We start from the raw sequence: 16530 nt of genomic DNA on the forward strand, positions 1-16530 counted from the left end.
GTGGTCGTCCTCAAGAACCTCCACCAGGAGCTGTCGCGCTTCCGCAAGCGCGTGCTGGCCGCGGGCGCCTTCGTGCTGTTCTGCTTCGGGCTGCTGGTCGCGCGCCTCGTGTGGCTGCAGGTCGTGCAGTACGACAGCTTTGCCGAACGCGCCGAGTCCAACCGCATCGCGGTCGTGCCCATCGTGCCCAACCGCGGCCTCATCAAGGACCGCAACGGCGTCGTGCTGGCCAGCAACTACTCGGCCTACACGCTGGAGATCAACCCCGAGAAGGTCGTCGACCTGGACGCCACCATCGAGGCCCTCGGCCAGGTCATCGAGATCCAGGCCCGCGACAAGCGCCGCTTCAAGCGCCTGCTGGAAGAAGCCAAGCACACCGACTCCCTGCCCATCCGCACCAAGCTGACCGACGAGGAAGTCGCCCGCTTCACGGCGCAGCGCTTCCGCTTCCCCGGTGTCGAGATCAAGGCGCGGCTGTTCCGCTCCTACCCGCTGGGCGAGGTCGGCGCCCACCTGATCGGCTACATCGGCCGCATCAACCAGGCCGAGAAGAAGGCCATGGACGACTGGGAAGAGGAAGACCTCGCCAACTACCGCGGCACCGAATACATCGGCAAGCTCGGCCTGGAGCAGGCCTACGAGCGCGAGCTGCACGGCACGACCGGCTTCGAGCAGGTCGAGACCAGCGCCGGCGGCCGCGCGGTGCGCCGGCTGGCCCACCGGCCGCCCACGCCCGGCAACACGCTGAACCTGTCCGTCGACATCAAGCTGCAGGCGCTGGTGGAGCAGCTCTTCGGCGAGCGCCGCGGCGCGCTGGTGGCCATCGACCCGCGCAACGGCGAGGTGCTGGCCTTCGTGTCCAAGCCGACCTTCGACCCCAACCTCTTCGTCGACGGCATCGATGCCGACTCCTGGCGCGACCTCAACGAGGACATCGACAAGCCGCTGCTGAACCGCGCGCTGCGCGGCACCTACCCGCCGGGCTCGACCTTCAAGCCGCTGATGGCCATGGCCGCGCTGAACACCGGCAAGCGCGACCCGCGCACCATCATCCAGGACAACCTGAGCTTCAGCTTCGGCGGCCGCACCTTCGGCAGCCCCGAGACGGACCGCGCCGGGCCGAAGGACATGCGCCTGGCCATCGTCACCTCGTCCAACGTCTACTTCTACGGCCTGGCCAACGAGATGGGCGTGGACCTGATCCACGACCAGCTGGAGCCCTTCGGCCTGGGCCGCAGGACTGACATCGACGTGCAGGGCGAGGTCACCGGCGACCTGCCCTCCACCGAGTGGAAGCGCAGGAAGTTCAAGCGCCCCGAGCAGCAGAAGTGGTATGCCGGCGAGACCATCTCGCTGGGCATCGGCCAGGGCTACAACAACTTCACGATGCTGCAGATGGCCACGGCCTACGCCACCATCGCGTCGGGCGGCCTGCGCTTCAAGCCGCGCCTGGTGCGCGACATCGAGGACGTCGTCAGGCACGAGGACCGCCGCGTGGCCAGCGACGCGCTGACGCCGTTGCCGCTCAAGCCCGCCGACGTGGCCATCATCCACAACGCGATGAACGGCGTGACGCTGGAAGGCACCTCGCGCCTGGCCTTCCTGAACGCGCCCTACCAGAGCGCCGGCAAGACCGGCACGGCCCAGGCCATCGGCCTGAAGGCCGGCGAGAAGTACAGCGCCATCAAGGCCGACGAGCGCAAGCGCGACCACTCCCTCTACGTCGCCTTCGCACCGGTCGACCACCCCACCGTGGCGCTGGCCCTCATCGTCGAGAACGCCGGCTTCGGCTCGATGTCAGCCGCGCCGATCGCACGCCGCGTGTTCGACTACCTGCTGCTCGGCCAATACCCCAGCGAGGAAGACATCGCGAAGACACAGATGGGCCAGACCTTCGCGCCCATCGGCACGCCGCGTCGCGCGGCCGACGTGCCCTTGCCTGGTCAACCGGGCCAGGCCGCGTCCGCGCCGGCCGTGGCGGCCTCCGCCGCCTCGGTCCCAGCTTCCGGAGCCTCGCGATGACCGTCATCGAACGACCACCCCTGTGGCAGCGGCTGCGGCCCTGGCTCAGCGGCTTCGACATCCCGCTGCTGATCGCCGTGCTGTGGCTGTGCGTCTGGGGCCTGCTGTGCATGTACTCGGCCGGCCATGACAACGGCACGCGCTTCCCCGACCATGCGCGCAATATGGTGCTGGCCCTGGGCCTGATGTTCCTCGTCGCCCAGGTGCCGCCGCAGAAGTTGATGGCCGTCGCCATCCCGCTCTACACGGTCGGCGTGATGCTGCTGGTGGCGACGGCGCTGTTCGGCGTCACGAAGAAGGGCGCGACGCGCTGGCTCAGCATCGGCGTCACGCAGATCCAGCCCTCCGAGCTGCTCAAGCTCGCCGTGCCGCTGATGCTGGCCTGGTGGTTCCAGAAGCGCGAGGGCCTGCTGCGCTGGCCGGACTTCATCGCCGCCTTCGCGCTGCTGCTGCTGCCCTTCCTGCTGATCGCCAAGCAGCCCGACCTCGGCACCGGCATCCTGGTGCTGGCCGCGGGCCTCTATGTGATCTTCTTCGCCGGCCTGCCGTGGAAGCTCATCCTGCCGGCCCTGGTGCTGGGTGCCGCCGCGGCCACGGCCCTGGTGCTGAGCGAAGACAAGATCTGCGAGCCCGACCTGACCTGGCCGGTGCTCAAGGAATACCAGAAGCACCGCATCTGCACGCTGTTGGACCCGAGCAAGGACCCGCTCGGCAAGGGCTTCCACATCATCCAGGGCGAGATCGCGATCGGCTCCGGCGGCCTGACCGGCAAGGGCTTCATGCAAGGCACGCAGACCCATCTGGAGTTCATCCCCGAGCGCACGACGGACTTCATCTTCGCGGCCTTCGGCGAGGAGTTCGGCCTGCTCGGCGCGCTGGCCCTGCTGGCCGGCTTCACGGCGCTGATCCTGCGCGGGCTGATGATCGCGTCCGATGCGCCCACGCTGTTCACGCGGCTGATGGCCGGCGCGGTGACGCTGAGCTTCTTCACCTATGTGTTCGTCAACATGGGCATGGTCAGCGGCATCCTGCCCGTCGTCGGCGTGCCCCTGCCCTTCGTCAGCTACGGCGGCACGGCGATGGTGACGCTGGGCCTGTCGCTCGGCCTGCTGCTGTCCATCGCGCGCGTCAAGAAGTTGGTGAAGACGTAGCCGGAAACCGGATCGTGAAGCGCGCCCCCGGCCCCTGGCCGTCGGGCGATTCGCCGCCCGCCGCGCGGCGCACGCGCGTGTCGTCCAGCGTCAGCTCGGCCGCATGCTGCTGCACGATCTCCTGCACGATGGCCAGCCCCAGGCCCGAGCCCTCCACGCCGCTGCCCAGCGAGCGGTAGAAGGGCTGGAAGACCTTCTCGCGCTCGGCCGGCGAAATGCCCGGCCCGGTGTCCTCGACCTGCAGCACGACGACCTGGCCGAAGGGGTCCTCGACGACACGCACCGTGACGACGCCGCCCGCCGGCGTGTACAGCAGCGCGTTGTCGACGAGGTTGCGGATCAGCTCGCCCAGCAGCACCGGCTGGGCCTGCACGCGCAGCCGGCTGTCGTCCGGCGCGACGCCGTCGTAGCCGAGGTCGATGCGCCGCTCCAGCGCGCGCGGCACGAAGTCGCGCACGGTGTCGATGGCGATCTCGGCCAGGTTGACCGGCTCGCGCCGCATGGCCTGCTCGGCGTCCTCGGCGCGCGCCATCGACAGCAGCTGGTTGACCATATGCGCCGCCCGCTCGCTGGCGCGCGCGATCTGCGCGAGCGAGCGCTTCATCTCGTCGGGCGACGCGCGGCCGGCGTCGATCTCGCGCTGGATCAGCTCGGCCTGGGTGCGCAGGCCGGCCAGCGGCGTCTTCAGCTGGTGGGCCGCATCGGCCAGGAAATGCTTCTGCCGGCTCATCGACGAATCCAGCCGCGCCAGCAGGTCGTTGATGGCGCGCACCAGCGGCGCGACCTCGTCGGGCACGCGCTGCTCGTCGATGGGCGACAGGTCCGAGCTCTCGCGCGAGCGGATGCGCCGCTGCAGCTCGTTCAGCGGCGAGATGCCGCGCGCCAGCGCCAGCCACACCAGCAGCACGGCCAGCGGCAGGATGACGAACTGCGGCAGGATGACGCCCTTGATGATCTCGTTGGTCAGCCGCGCCCGCTTGCCCAGCGTCTCGGCGACCTGCACGAGCATCGTCCGCGTCGAGCCCGCCTGGCCCTCGGGCGCGACCCACAGATAGGCCACGCGCACGGCGTCGGTGCCCACCTCGTCGTCGCGGAAATGGATCTCCCAGGGCACGATCGGCGCTTCCTCGACCGGCACCGGCAGCGCCGCATCGCCGCTCAGCAGCTCGCCGCGCAGGCCGAGCACCTGGTAGAAGACCGTGTCCGACGCATCGGCCCGCAGCAGCGCCGCGGCCTCGGGCGCCAGCGCATTGCGGTCCCGGCCCTTGGCCAATCCCATCGGCGCCTCGGCAGCCGCAACCTGCAGGCCCAGGCTGCGCGCCGTCTCGCCCAGCTCGCGGTCGTAGGGCCGGCTCGCGATGCCCTGCGCCACCAGCCAGGTCAGCGCCACGCTGATCGGCCAGATCAGCAGCAGCGGGGCGAGCATCCAGTCGAGGATCTCGCCGAACAGCGAGCCCTGCTGGGGGCTGGCGCCGTCTTTGCTCGGCATCAGGCGGGCCGCAGCGCTGGGCCGCTCCCAAGCAAGGCCCGGCCCTCTCGGAGGGCCGACGGCTGTACCCAGCCGACGGGGAGCCCCATCATGAAGGGATCTTTTCGAGGCAGTAGCCGAGGCCGCGCACGGTCGCGATGCGGATCGGCCCCTGCTCGATCTTCTTGCGCAGCCGGTGGATGTAGACCTCGATCGCGTTGTTCGAGACCTCCTCGCCCCACTCGCACAGGCGCTCGACGAGCTGATCCTTGCTGACCAGGCGGCCGGCGCGCTGCAGCAGCACCTCCAGCAGCGACAGCTCGCGCGCCGACAGTTCCAGCATCTGCTCGTTGATGTAGGCGACGCGGCCGGTCGCGTCGAAGGTCAGCGGCCCATGCTTGATGAGGCTGCTCGCGGTGCCCAGGCCGCGCCGGGTCAGCGCCCGCACGCGCGCCTCCAGCTCCTGCAGCGAGAAGGGCTTGGCCATGTAGTCGTCCGCGCCCAGGTCCAGGCCCTTGACGCGCTGCTCGACGCTGTCCGCCGCGGTCAGGATCAGCACCGGCATCGTCGAGCCGCGCGCGCGCAGCTTGCGCAGCACCTCGAGCCCGTGCAGGCGCGGCAGGCCGAGGTCGAGGATGACGAGGTCGAACTCGTGCGTCGCCAGCGCCGCGTCGGCCTCGGTGCCGCTGCTGACACGGTCCACCGCATAGCCCGACGCGCGCAGCGCGCGCAACAGCCCGTCGGCCAGCACTTGGTCGTCTTCGGCAATCAGGATGCGCATCGTCTTGTCTCCTCGGCCGATGTTATGTGTTGAGCGGGTGGCTCACGCCATGAGCCACCACCTGCCTAGGATGCTCATCAAGCCTGGGGAGAAACCACTGTACAAACATACAGATTGCCCCATAATTCAGCCATTCTTTGGAGAACCGCATGGACGCCCCCGTCAAAGCCCTGAACACCGAAAAAGCCAAGGCCCTGCAGGCCGCCCTCGCCCAGATCGAGAAGCAGTTCGGCAAGGGCTCCATCATGCGCCTCGGCGAGGGCGAGGCGCTGGAAGACATCCAGGTCGTCTCCACCGGCTCGCTGGGCCTGGACATCGCGCTGGGCGTCGGCGGCCTGCCGCGCGGCCGCGTCATCGAGATCTACGGCCCCGAGTCCTCCGGCAAGACCACGCTGACGCTGCAGGTCATCGCCGAGATGCAGAAGCTCCAGGGCACCTGCGCCTTCATCGATGCCGAACACGCGCTCGACATCCAGTACGCGCAGAAGCTCGGCGTCAACCTGACCGACCTGCTGATCAGCCAGCCCGACACCGGCGAACAGGCCCTCGAGATCGTCGACGCGCTGGTGCGCTCCGGCTCGGTCGACCTCATCGTCATCGACTCGGTCGCGGCCCTGACGCCCAAGGCCGAGCTCGAAGGCGAGATGGGCGACCAGCTCCCCGGCCTGCAGGCCCGCCTGATGAGCCAGGCCCTGCGCAAGCTGACCGCCACCATCAAGAAGACCAACTGCACGGTCATCTTCATCAACCAGATCCGCATGAAGATCGGCGTCATGTTCGGCTCGCCCGAGACGACCACCGGCGGCAACGCGCTGAAGTTCTATTCGTCCGTGCGCCTGGACATCCGCCGCATCGGCTCGATCAAGAAGGGCGAGGAGATCATCGGCTCCGAGACCAAGGTCAAGGTCGTCAAGAACAAGGTCAGCCCGCCGTTCAAGACCGCCGAGTTCGACATCCTCTACGGCGAGGGCATCAGCCGCGAGGGCGAGATCGTCGACATGGGCGTCGTCCACAAGATCGTCGACAAGTCCGGCGCCTGGTATGCCTACAACGGCGAGAAGATCGGCCAGGGCAAGGACAACGCCCGCGAGTTCCTGCGCGAGAACCCCGACATCGCCCACGAAATCGAAAACCGCATCCGCGAAGCGGTCGGCGTCGCCCCGTTGGGCGAGGCCGGGGGCGCGACTGACAAGGAGTGACCCATGCGGTTTCGCCAAAACAAGATCCGCGCAGCGGTCGGCGTCGCCCCGTTGGGCGCGGCCGAAGGCTCTGCGGACAAGGAGTAACCGCCGGTCCAGGCTGCATGGCGATCCGTCCACTCCTGTCGCTGAAAGCGCGCGCCATCGGGCTGCTGGCACAGCGCGAACACAGCCGCGCGGAGCTGAGGCGCAAGCTGCTGCGGATCGAACAGCGCCAGCGCCTGGCCGCGGTCGGGGCCGCCGAGGCCGGTGAAGCAGATTCGCCCGTGCCGGACGACGATTCCGCGTCCGGCGAAACCGCCGTCGACGCACTGCTCGACGCGCTCGCCACCGACGGCTACCTGGACGAAACCCGGTTTGTCGAATCCCGCCTGCATCTGCGCTCGGGCCGTTTCGGTGCCCAGCGCATCCAGCAGGAACTGGCCCAGCACGGGCTGAAGCTGGGCGCAGAGCAGCAGGCCTCGCTGCGTGCCACCGAGCTGGAACGCGCCCGGGAGGTCTGGCACAAGCGCTTCGGCGCGGAGCCGGCGCGCGACGCTAGCGAGCAGGCCCGCCAGACGCGCTTCCTGCTGGCCAGGGGGTTCGCCGCCGACATCGTGCGCCGTCTGCTGAAGGCCTGAGAGGTTGAGAGTCTTTCACCCATGCTCGCCTTGCACGCCAAAACACCCCCGCTCGTCGTTGCAAATGCTCGCCATAGCCCGAGCTATGGCTGCGCTTTGCGTCTAGATCGGCGGCGTTTTGACGCGCCTTGCGGACACGGCCGAAAAACTCTCAACCTCTGAACTCGCCCGCAAAGGGCCGCTCAACCAGGCGCGCAGCGGTAGTTTTCACCCTCCGTGCTACATTGCCTGCTGCCCAAAAATGAGGGTTCACCCGGTTACAGGCCCATTTGCCCCTTGTGCAAAGCGGCCGCGAAAGCGGGGAGCGCCCCGTCCCGGCACCGGCCGGGTTGTTTCGCGAAGTTCCCCGCCATGCCCGCCGTCCATCCTCCCGTCACGCGCCGCCCGCTGCACCGCCGCGCCCTCGATGTGCAGGTGTTCGCGCGCGATGACGGCCTGTTCGATGTCGAAGCCAGCCTGACGGACACCAAGACCCATGATGTGCCACTGGCCGGCGTGCCCCGCAAGGCGGGCGAGCCCATCCACGAGATGCGCCTGCACCTGACGGTCGACACGGCACTGACCATTACGGCCGCCACGTCCGAAACGCTGTGGATGCCCTACCCCGGCGCCTGCAATGTGCACGGCGACGCCTACGCCCGCCTGATCGGCCTCAACCTGCTGAAAGGCTTCCGTCAGGCCGTCCAGGAACGATTGGCAGGTACGCGGGGCTGCACCCACCTGACCGAACTCTGCCAGGTGCTGCCCACCGCCGTCATCCAGGCGATGGCGGGTTCTGTCATCGATACCCGCGAAGGCGATTCCGACGGCAATCCCCCTTTCCAACTCGATCGCTGCCACGCGCTGCGCCGCGACGGCGAGACCGTCGCCAAGTTCTACCCACGCTGGCATCTGACGCCGGCCGCGACCGCTTCCTGACTACCCCGACCCGAGAGACCCAGCCATGAAAATCCACGAATACCAGGGCAAAGAAATCCTGCGCCAGTTCGGCGTGCCGGTGCCGCGCGGCATCCCGGCCTTCACCGTGCAGGAAGCCGTCGAGGCCGCACAGAAGCTGGGCGGCCCGGTCTGGGTCGTGAAGGCCCAGATCCACGCCGGCGGCCGCGGCAAGGGCGGTGGCGTCAAGGTCGCCAAGACCATCGACGACGTCAAGGAAAAGTCCGAGGCCATCCTGGGCATGCAGCTCAAGACCCACCAGACCGGCCCCGAAGGCCAGAAGGTCCGCCGCCTCTACGTCGAGGATGGCGCCGACATCGGCAAGGAGTTCTACATCTCGCTGGTGACCGACCGCGCCACGCAGAAGGTCGCGCTGATCGCCTCCAGCGAAGGCGGCATGGACATCGAAGAGGTGGCCCACAGCACGCCCGAGAAGATCATCACCGAGATGATCGACCCGTTGACCGGCATCACCGCCGAGCAGAGTAGGAAGGTGGCGGCCGCCATCGGCATGCAAGGCCACACGGTCGACCAGGCCGTCGACCTGTTCGCCAAGCTCTACAAGTGCTACATGGACACCGACGCGTCGCTGGTGGAAATCAACCCGCTGAACCGCGACGGCAAGGGCAATCTGATGGCCCTGGACGCGAAGTTCAACTTCGACGCCAACGCGCTGTTCCGCCACCCCGAGATCGTCGCCTACCGCGACCTCGATGAAGAAGACCCGGCCGAGATCGAAGCCTCCAAGTTCGACCTGGCCTACATCTCGCTGGACGGCAACATCGGCTGCCTGGTGAACGGCGCCGGCCTGGCCATGGCCACGATGGACACCATCAAGCTGTTCGGCGGCGAGCCGGCCAACTTCCTGGACGTCGGCGGCGGCGCCACGGCCGAGAAGGTGACCGAGGCCTTCAAGATCATGCTCAAGAACAAGAGCGTGAAGGGCATCCTCGTCAACATCTTCGGCGGCATCATGAAGTGCGACACCATCGCCGAGGGCGTCATCACCGCCTGCAAGGCCGTGAACCTGTCCGTGCCGCTGGTCGTGCGCATGAAGGGCACCAACGAAGAGCTGGGCAAGAAGATGCTGGCCGAATCCGGCCTGCCCATCATCGCCGCCGACACGATGGCCGAAGCGGCCACCAAGATCGTTGCGGCTGTGGCCTAAGCCAAAGCTAATGCCTTTGCGGGACAGACCGCCCGAGCGAAGCGAGTAGCCCTGTCCCCAACTGACTAGGAACAAGACATGTCCATCTACATCAACAAAGACACCAAGGTCATCACCCAGGGCATCACCGGCAAGACCGGCCAGTTCCATACGCTGGGTTGCCAGGCCTATGCCAACGGCAAGAACGCCTTCGTCGCGGGCGTGAACCCGAAGAAGGCCGGCGAGAAGTTCAGCGAGATCCCCATCTACGCCACCGTCAAGGAAGCCGCCTCGCAGACCGGCGCGACCGTCTCGGTCATCTACGTGCCGCCCGCCGGCGCTGCCGCTGCCATCTGGGAAGCCGTCGAGGCCGACCTGGACCTGGCCATCTGCATCACCGAAGGCATTCCCGTGCGCGACATGCTGGAAGTGCGCAACAAGATGAAGGCCAAGGAAGCCGCCGGCGGCAAGAAGACGCTGCTGCTGGGCCCCAACTGCCCCGGCCTGATCACGCCGGAAGAAATCAAGATCGGCATCATGCCCGGCCACATCCACCGCAAGGGCCGCGTCGGCGTGGTCTCGCGCTCCGGCACGCTGACCTATGAAGCCGTGGCCCAGCTGACCGAGCTGGGCATCGGCCAGTCGTCGGCCGTCGGCATCGGCGGCGACCCGATCAACGGCCTCAAGCACATCGACGTGATGAAGGCCTTCAACGACGACCCGGACACCGACGCCGTCATCATGATCGGCGAGATCGGCGGCCCCGACGAGGCCGAAGCCGCCCGCTGGTGCAAGGCCAACATGAAGAAGCCCATCGTCGGCTTCATCGCCGGCGTCACCGCCCCTCCGGGCAAGCGCATGGGCCACGCCGGCGCGCTGATCTCCGGCGGCGCCGACACGGCCGATGCCAAGCTCGCCATCATGGAAGAGTGCGGCTTCACCGTCACGCGCAACCCGTCCGAGATGGGCAGGCTGCTGAAGGCCCTGCTGTAATCCGGGCTTGGTTCCCGCAGAAAGCCGCCGGGCACCAACCCGGCGGTTTTTTTTCGCCATGACATGGACCTGCTGAACGCCGCCTTCCTGATCGCGCTGCTGAAGATCGTCTGGGTCAACCTGCTGCTGTCGGGCGACAACGCCGTCGTCATCGCGCTGGCCGCGCGCAACCTGCCGGCCGCGCAGCAGAGACCGGCCATCGTCCTCGGCAGCGGCGCGGCCATTGCGCTGCGCGTCGTGCTGACGCTGTTCGCCATGCAATTGCTGCAGCTGCCGTGGCTGAAGCTGGCCGGCGCCGTGATGCTGCTGTGGATCGGCATCCAGCTGCTGGTCGACAGCGACGACGCGGCCGACGTGCGCGCCCGCACCACGCTGTGGGGCGCCGTGCTCACCATCCTCGCCGCCGACCTGGTCATGAGCCTGGACAACGTCATCGCCGTCGCCGCCGCCGCCGACGGCGCGCCCGAGGGCCTGCGCCTGCCCCTGCTCATCATCGGCCTCGGCCTGTCCATCCCGCTCATCGTCTTCGGCAGCACGCTGCTGCTGAAGCTGATGCAGCGCTTCCCGGCCATCGTCACGCTGGGCGCGGCGCTGCTGGGCTTCGTGGCCGGCGAGCTGGCCACGACGGACGCCGCCGCTCGCGACTGGTTCGACAGCCATCTGCATGGCCTGGACTACGCCGTCAGCCTCAGCGGCGCGATCTTCGTCGTCGCCGTCGGACTGGCACTGAGCCGCCGCACGCGGCGTGAGTCCTAAGAACCTGTTCACGGCCTCACCGTGGCGCCCGCAAGGCAGCACAAGGTCGCAATCTAGGCGCGCGCCGCCGGCCAGGCTCATGCCCGGCCAAGGTGGGCAACAACGAGTGCGGCCTTGTGCTGCCTTGCCCTTCGGGTTGCCCCGCAAAAACAGCGTCTGCGGCGTTGCAAATCCTCGCCGGGCACCCAGCCCGTCTCCGGTTTGCGCCTTGCATCCGCCGTTTTTGCGGGGCAACGGGCGCCACGGGGAGGCCGTGAACAGGTTCTAAGATCAACCGCATGGCAAGCAGCGGCAAACCCGGCAGCTTCTGGCAGCGGCTCGTCGGCCGCGTGGCCGGCACGGCCGACGCGCCGGCCGGCGAGCCGTCGACGCAGCCCGTCACGCTGCAGCCCGAGGCCGCGCCGGACGCGGCACCTTCGGGACTGCAGGGCTACGAGCTCGGCGCCGAGATCGGCCGCGGCGCGATGGCCGTCGTCTACAAGGCCACGCAGCGCTCGACCGGCCGCCAGGTCGCCGTCAAGCGCCTGGCGCTGAGCCGCGAGTTCTCCGCCGAGGATCTGGCCGACGTGCGCTCGCGCTTTATGCGCGAAGCCCACGCGGCCGGCGCGCTGGAGCACCCCGACATCCTGCAGGTCGTGGATGCCGGCCAGGACGGCAACGACGCCTGGATCGCCCTCGAATACGTGCTGGGCCGCGACCTCAGCCTCTTCACCCGGCCCGGCCAGCTGCTGCCCGTGCGCGAGGTCGTGCAGATCGGCGCGCGCCTGGCCCGCGCGCTGGCCTATGCGCACAGCCAGGGCGTCATCCACCGCGACATCAAGCCCGCCAACGTGATGCTGGACCGCGTCAACGGCAGCCTCAAGCTGATGGACTTCGGCATCGCCCGCGTCGGCGACGGCAGCCGCACGCGCACCGGCCTGGTCCTGGGCACGCCCTCCTTCATGTCGCCCGAACAGCTGGCCGGCCTGACCGTGGACGGCCGCAGCGACCTCTACTCGCTCGGCGTGCTGCTCTACCAGCTGCTCAGCGGCACGCTGCCCCACCACAGCGAGTCGATGGCGCGGCTGATGCAACAAATCGCAACCGAGCCGGCACCCGACGTGCGCAGCCGCCGCCCGGAACTGCCCGAGCCCCTGGCCCTGGTGCTGGCCCTGGCCCTCGAGAAGCGCCCCGAGCTGCGCTACGGCGGCGGCGAACAGATGGCGCGCGACCTCGAAGCCGTGCTCTCCATGGACCTGCAGTCCGAGCCCTGTGCCCCCGACGCGGCCGTGCATCAGGACGCGGCCTTCGCACAAACACTGCGCTTGGCGCCCGGGGAAGCAGGGCAGAATCCTCGCTCCCCTGCCGAGCCCCCCGAGCCATCGAAAGCCCCATGATCCTGGAGTTCTTCAGCGCCACCGACGTGGGCCGCGCGCGCGACAACAACGAGGATTCGGTCGCGCTGGACGCCGCCGCCGGGCTGATCGTGCTGGCCGACGGAATGGGCGGCTACAACGCCGGCGAAGTCGCCAGCCAGATGCTGACCAGCTTCGTCAGCACCGAGCTCGGCCGCTGGCTCAAGGACACCGGCCGCGAGGCGCGCGCCGGCGAGGTCAAGCGCGCGATGGACATCTGCGTCGACAACGCCAACCGCGCCATCTTCAACGCCGCCAACACCAACCCGCGCTATGCCGGCATGGGCACGACCCTGGTGCTGGGCGTCTTCCGTCCCGAGGGCCTGCTGCTCGGCCACGTCGGCGACTCGCGGGCCTACCGGCTGCGGGCGGGCCGCCTGATGCAGATCACCCGCGACCACTCCCTGCTGCAGGAGCAGATCGACGCCGGCCTCCTCACGGTCGAGGAAGCCGCGTTCTCCAGCAACAAGAACCTCGTCACGCGCGCCGTCGGCGTCGAGGACACGGTGCTGATGGAGCTGCATCTGCACGAGGTTCAGGCGGGTGACATCTACTTACTCTGCTCGGACGGCCTGTCGGACATGCTCGACGACGACACGCTGGCCAGCCTGCTGAACGGCCATCGCGCCCTGCCCGAAGCTGCACGCGCGCTGATCAATGCGGCCAATGACAACGGCGGCCGGGATAACATCGCGCTCATCCTGGCCCGCGCCGCGGGCCGCCAACGTGCCGAAGGACGGGGCTGGTGGCCCTTCGGTCGGCGTGGCGGCAACTGACTCCCTGCCTGAAGAGTCGCGACGCATACAACAGAACTTGAGGTCATACATGGGCAAACTGGTGGTTTCGCTCGACGGCGTGGTGATCAAGGAGGTACAGATCACCAAGGACAAGACGACTCTCGGTCGGCGCCCTTACAACGACATCGTCATCGACAACCTCGCCGTCTCGGGCGAGCACGCGGTGCTGCAGATGGCCGGTGCCGACGTCTTCATCGAAGACCTGAACTCCACCAACGGCACCTACATCAACGGCAAGGCCATCAAGAAGCAGTTGCTGGCCGACAACGACACCGTCGAAATCGGCAAATACAAGATCAAGTTCCTGCTGAACGACGGCGGCGACTACGAGAAGACCATGATCCTCAAGCCCGGCGCCAGCGCTCCGCCGAACCTGGGACTGGGCTCCTCCTTTGGCGCCCTCGGCGGTGCCGCCCCCGTCGGCCCGGCCTCCATCAAGGTGCTGACCGGCGCCGCCGCCGGCCGCGAGGTCGCGCTGACCAAGGTCGTCACGACGCTGGGCAAGCCCGGCGTGCAGGTCGCCTCCATCACCAAGCGCCCCACCGGCTACGTCTTCGCCCACGTGGAAGGCACCCACCGCCCCAGCGTCAACGGCATCCCGCTGACCGGCGAATCGATCGCGCTGCGCAGCGGCGACCTGATCGAACTGGCCGGCACGCAGATGCAATTCGTCCAGGGCTGACCCCGCCCCGCGGCCTCGCCCGGCGGGCGCCGCGGCCGCGTGTGATTTCCTCACGCCGGCGATGACCCCTAGTCGGTAATCCGACCGTCCGGCAGTGCGGGACGCTGCGTACATTCTTGGCTCTGCCTCGCCCGACGCGAGGCTCCCGAACCCGAGCCACGCACCGCATGAACATCCGCGTCCTGGGCTGCTCCGGCGCCATCGCCGCCGGCTACAAGACCACCGCCTTCCTGCTCGACGACGATGTCCTCATCGACGCCGGCACCGGCGTGGGCGATCTGCCACTGCAGGCGCTGGCCGCCGTCGACCACATCCTGCTCAGCCACTCGCACCTCGACCACGTGCTGGGCATCCCGCTGCTGGCCGACGCCGTGCTGCGCCTGCGCGCCGCCGCCGGCCGCCCGCCCGTGCAGGTCCACGCCCTGCCCGAAACGCTGGCCGCACTGCGCCAGCACATCTTCAACGGCGTCATCTGGCCCGACTTCACGACCCTGCCCAGCCGCGACGCCCCCGTGCTGTCCCTGCACCCCTTCCAGATCGGCGAGCGCCTGGACCTCGGCGGCCGCATCGTCGAGATCCTGCCCGCGGCCCACACCGTGCCCGCGGTCGGCTTCGCCGTCGACGGCGGCGCGGCAGCCGGCCACGCCCACTGGGTCTTCACCGGCGACACCGGCCCCAACCCGGCGCTGTGGCGCCGCCTGGCCGGGCTGAAACTGTCCCACCTCGTCATCGAGACCGCCTTCAGCGACGACGAGGCCGAGGTGGCCCATGTCAGCCAGCACCTCTGCCCCACCGACCTCGGCCGCGAACTCGCGCAACTGGCCGGCAGCGTGGACGTGCGCATCACTCACATCAAGCCCGGCGAGGTCAGCGCCGTCATGCAGGGCATCGGGCTGCTGAACAGCCCGCATCGGATCAGCGCGCTGGCTGCCGGGCAGACCATGAGCCTGTGACGCCGCGAAGGAAGGCAAGGCCCTGAACGACGGCATCCCCAGGGATGCCGTTTCGCTTTGCCGGGCTGACGTTTCTTGCGACGGCGCCCAACCTGGTCTGACAGAAAGTGGCAGGCTGGAGTGACGTTTCTTGTCAACCCGAAGCTCAAACGGCGCATTTCCGTGTGTTTCCGAGAACTTTGCACGCCGAAACCCAGCTGCACCGGGCTGGCACGCCCCCTGCAACATGAGGGAGCGTCCCCCCCTCCCGCTTTCCCAAGGAGCTCCCCATGAACCTGAAGCAACGCGCCCAACAGGGCTTCACCCTGATCGAACTGATGATCGTCGTGGCCATCATCGGCATCCTCGCTGCGGTCGCCATTCCGCAGTACAAGGACTACACGGCCAAGGCCAAGGCCGCCAACGCACTCTCCGCAGTCGACTCGATCAAGGCGGCCGTCGCTCTGTGTATCCAGGAAAACGGCGGCGTTGCCTCCAGCTGCACGGGTGGCGGCACCAACAATGGCATCCCCGCCGATGCCAACTTCAAGGCAACCAATGAAGTGGCTTCAATCGTCACGACTACTGGCGGCACGATCAAAGCCAATCTGGTATCTGGCGCCGTGAGCACGGCGACCTACATCCAATGGGTGGCCAACGTTGGCACCACCGCCGTGACATGGACGATCTCGACCGATGCCCCCGCAGGCTCCGTCAAGGATGCCATCATGAAGAACAGCGCTTCTTGAGACCGTTACTTCAACAGCACTCCGAGTTCTAATCTACAGACGGCGCCCTTTGGGGCGCCGTTTTTCTACCATGCGCTCCCGCTACGACCAGCCCTGACGGACTGGCATGCTCCCTGCATGAAGGAGAGTGGCCACCTCTCCAAACCACCCTCTTAGCCTAGGAGCATCCCGTGAACCTGAAGCAATGCGCCCAGCAGGGCTTCACCCTGATCGAACTGATGATCGTCGTGGCCATCATCGGCATCCTGGCTGCTGTGGCCATTCCGCAGTACAAGGACTACACCGCCAAGGCCAAAGCCGCCAACGCCCTCTCCGCGGTCGACTCGATCAAGGCGGCCGTTGCTCTGTGTATCCAGGAAAATGGCGGTGTTGCCACCAGCTGCACGGGTGGTGGCACCAACAACGGCGTCCCCGCCGATGCCAACTTCAAGGCGACCAACGAAGTGGCGTCTGTGGACACCTCGACCGGCGGCACGATCAAAGCCAATCTGGTGTCCGGCGCCGTGAGCACGGCGACCTACATCCAATGGGTGGCCAACGTCGGCACCACGGCCGTGACGTGGACGATCTCGACCGATGCCCCCGCAGGCTCCGTCAAGGATGCCATCATGAAGAACAGTGCGTCTTGAGACCGTTGCTTCAACAATTCTAAGTTTTGATTCTCAGATGGCGCCTTCTGGCGCCGTTTTTTCTTTCATCTCTAGCCCAATCCACCAGCAGGTATCGCTACGGCCAAGACCAGATAAAGCTAAAGGGGCTTCGGCCCCTTTTGTTTTGAGTTCTTTGCGCGTTAATTGAGGATGCCTAAACGACAAGAACGAAAAGTCGTTACACATCAGTCACTTGCAGCAGCCTTTGGCTGACCGAGTTTCGCTCTCTGTCACAGAGGCGCGTCACTATTTA

16 protein-coding genes are annotated in these 16530 nt (G+C 67.6%); 14 read left to right on the plus strand and 2 right to left on the minus strand.

Annotated features, from left to right (window positions below; translation table 11 throughout):
* Entirely contained in the window at positions 1 to 2022 is a 2022-nt protein-coding gene (gene mrdA, locus NYP07_RS01125; RefSeq protein WP_268146495.1) for a penicillin-binding protein 2, read from the plus strand.
* Positions 2019 to 3173, plus strand: coding sequence for a rod shape-determining protein RodA (gene rodA / locus NYP07_RS01130; protein WP_268146497.1), 1155 nt, complete (start codon positions 2019 to 2021; stop codon positions 3171 to 3173). Before mrdA ends, rodA begins: the two co-directional genes overlap by 4 nt.
* On the opposite strand, the gene NYP07_RS01135 is transcribed toward rodA, so the two are convergent.
* Both NYP07_RS01135 and NYP07_RS01140 read right to left on the minus strand, forming a co-directional pair.
* Positions 3151 to 4662: a sensor histidine kinase gene (locus NYP07_RS01135; protein WP_268146500.1), complete on the minus strand. Its 1512-nt coding sequence runs from the start codon at positions 4660 to 4662 to the stop codon at positions 3151 to 3153. The two genes, rodA and NYP07_RS01135, sit on opposite strands and share 23 nt — an antisense overlap.
* 88 nt (positions 4663 to 4750) lie before the next feature.
* Entirely contained in the window at positions 4751 to 5422 is a 672-nt protein-coding gene (locus NYP07_RS01140) for a response regulator (protein WP_268146502.1), read from the minus strand.
* Positions 5423 to 5571: 149 nt separating this feature from the next.
* On the opposite strand from NYP07_RS01140, the gene recA reads away from it, so the two are divergent.
* From recA to NYP07_RS01210, 12 genes are all read left to right on the plus strand, one after another.
* On the plus strand, positions 5572 to 6621 hold the full coding sequence (recA, locus tag NYP07_RS01145) for a recombinase RecA (RefSeq protein ID WP_268146504.1): 1050 nt from the start codon (positions 5572 to 5574) through the stop codon (positions 6619 to 6621).
* Between the two features lie 104 nt (positions 6622 to 6725).
* Positions 6726 to 7241, plus strand: coding sequence for a regulatory protein RecX (locus tag NYP07_RS01150; protein ID WP_268146506.1), 516 nt, complete (start codon positions 6726 to 6728; stop codon positions 7239 to 7241).
* A 351-nt stretch (positions 7242 to 7592) separates the two neighbouring features.
* Complete coding sequence (locus NYP07_RS01155; RefSeq protein WP_268146508.1) at positions 7593 to 8159, plus strand: DUF2889 domain-containing protein; 567 nt, start codon at positions 7593 to 7595, stop codon at positions 8157 to 8159.
* Between the two features lie 25 nt (positions 8160 to 8184).
* Complete coding sequence (gene sucC, locus NYP07_RS01160) at positions 8185 to 9345, plus strand: ADP-forming succinate--CoA ligase subunit beta (RefSeq protein WP_268146511.1); 1161 nt, start codon at positions 8185 to 8187, stop codon at positions 9343 to 9345.
* A gap of 78 nt (positions 9346 to 9423) precedes the next feature.
* Positions 9424 to 10317 (plus strand): succinate--CoA ligase subunit alpha, encoded by an 894-nt coding sequence (gene sucD / locus NYP07_RS01165; RefSeq protein ID WP_268146514.1) that lies wholly within the window; start codon positions 9424 to 9426, stop codon positions 10315 to 10317.
* A 63-nt stretch (positions 10318 to 10380) separates the two neighbouring features.
* Positions 10381 to 11073: a TerC family protein gene (locus NYP07_RS01170; RefSeq protein WP_268146516.1), complete on the plus strand. Its 693-nt coding sequence runs from the start codon at positions 10381 to 10383 to the stop codon at positions 11071 to 11073.
* A gap of 278 nt (positions 11074 to 11351) precedes the next feature.
* Positions 11352 to 12449 carry a serine/threonine-protein kinase gene (locus NYP07_RS01175; protein WP_268146518.1) on the plus strand — a complete coding sequence of 366 codons (1098 nt, stop codon included), beginning with the start codon at positions 11352 to 11354 and terminating at the stop codon, positions 12447 to 12449.
* A complete protein-coding gene (locus NYP07_RS01180) occupies positions 12446 to 13243 on the plus strand; it encodes a Stp1/IreP family PP2C-type Ser/Thr phosphatase (RefSeq protein WP_268146520.1) in 798 nt (265 codons plus the stop codon). Before NYP07_RS01175 ends, NYP07_RS01180 begins: the two co-directional genes overlap by 4 nt.
* A 49-nt stretch (positions 13244 to 13292) precedes the next feature.
* On the plus strand, positions 13293 to 13946 hold the full coding sequence (locus NYP07_RS01185; RefSeq protein WP_268146522.1) for an FHA domain-containing protein: 654 nt from the start codon (positions 13293 to 13295) through the stop codon (positions 13944 to 13946).
* Between the two features lie 167 nt (positions 13947 to 14113).
* On the plus strand, positions 14114 to 14899 hold the full coding sequence (locus NYP07_RS01190) for a 3',5'-cyclic-nucleotide phosphodiesterase (RefSeq protein WP_268146524.1): 786 nt from the start codon (positions 14114 to 14116) through the stop codon (positions 14897 to 14899).
* A 269-nt stretch (positions 14900 to 15168) separates the two neighbouring features.
* Positions 15169 to 15627 carry a pilin gene (locus NYP07_RS01200; RefSeq protein WP_276596805.1) on the plus strand — a complete coding sequence of 153 codons (459 nt, stop codon included), beginning with the start codon at positions 15169 to 15171 and terminating at the stop codon, positions 15625 to 15627.
* Positions 15628 to 15797: 170 nt separating this feature from the next.
* Complete coding sequence (locus NYP07_RS01210; RefSeq protein WP_378989714.1) at positions 15798 to 16256, plus strand: pilin; 459 nt, start codon at positions 15798 to 15800, stop codon at positions 16254 to 16256.
* The last annotated feature ends 274 nt before the right edge of the window (positions 16257 to 16530 follow it).

Source organism: Pelomonas aquatica (genome assembly GCF_026712205.1).
In the GTDB taxonomy this organism is placed as follows: Bacteria; Pseudomonadota; Gammaproteobacteria; order Burkholderiales; family Burkholderiaceae_C; genus Pelomonas; species Pelomonas aquatica.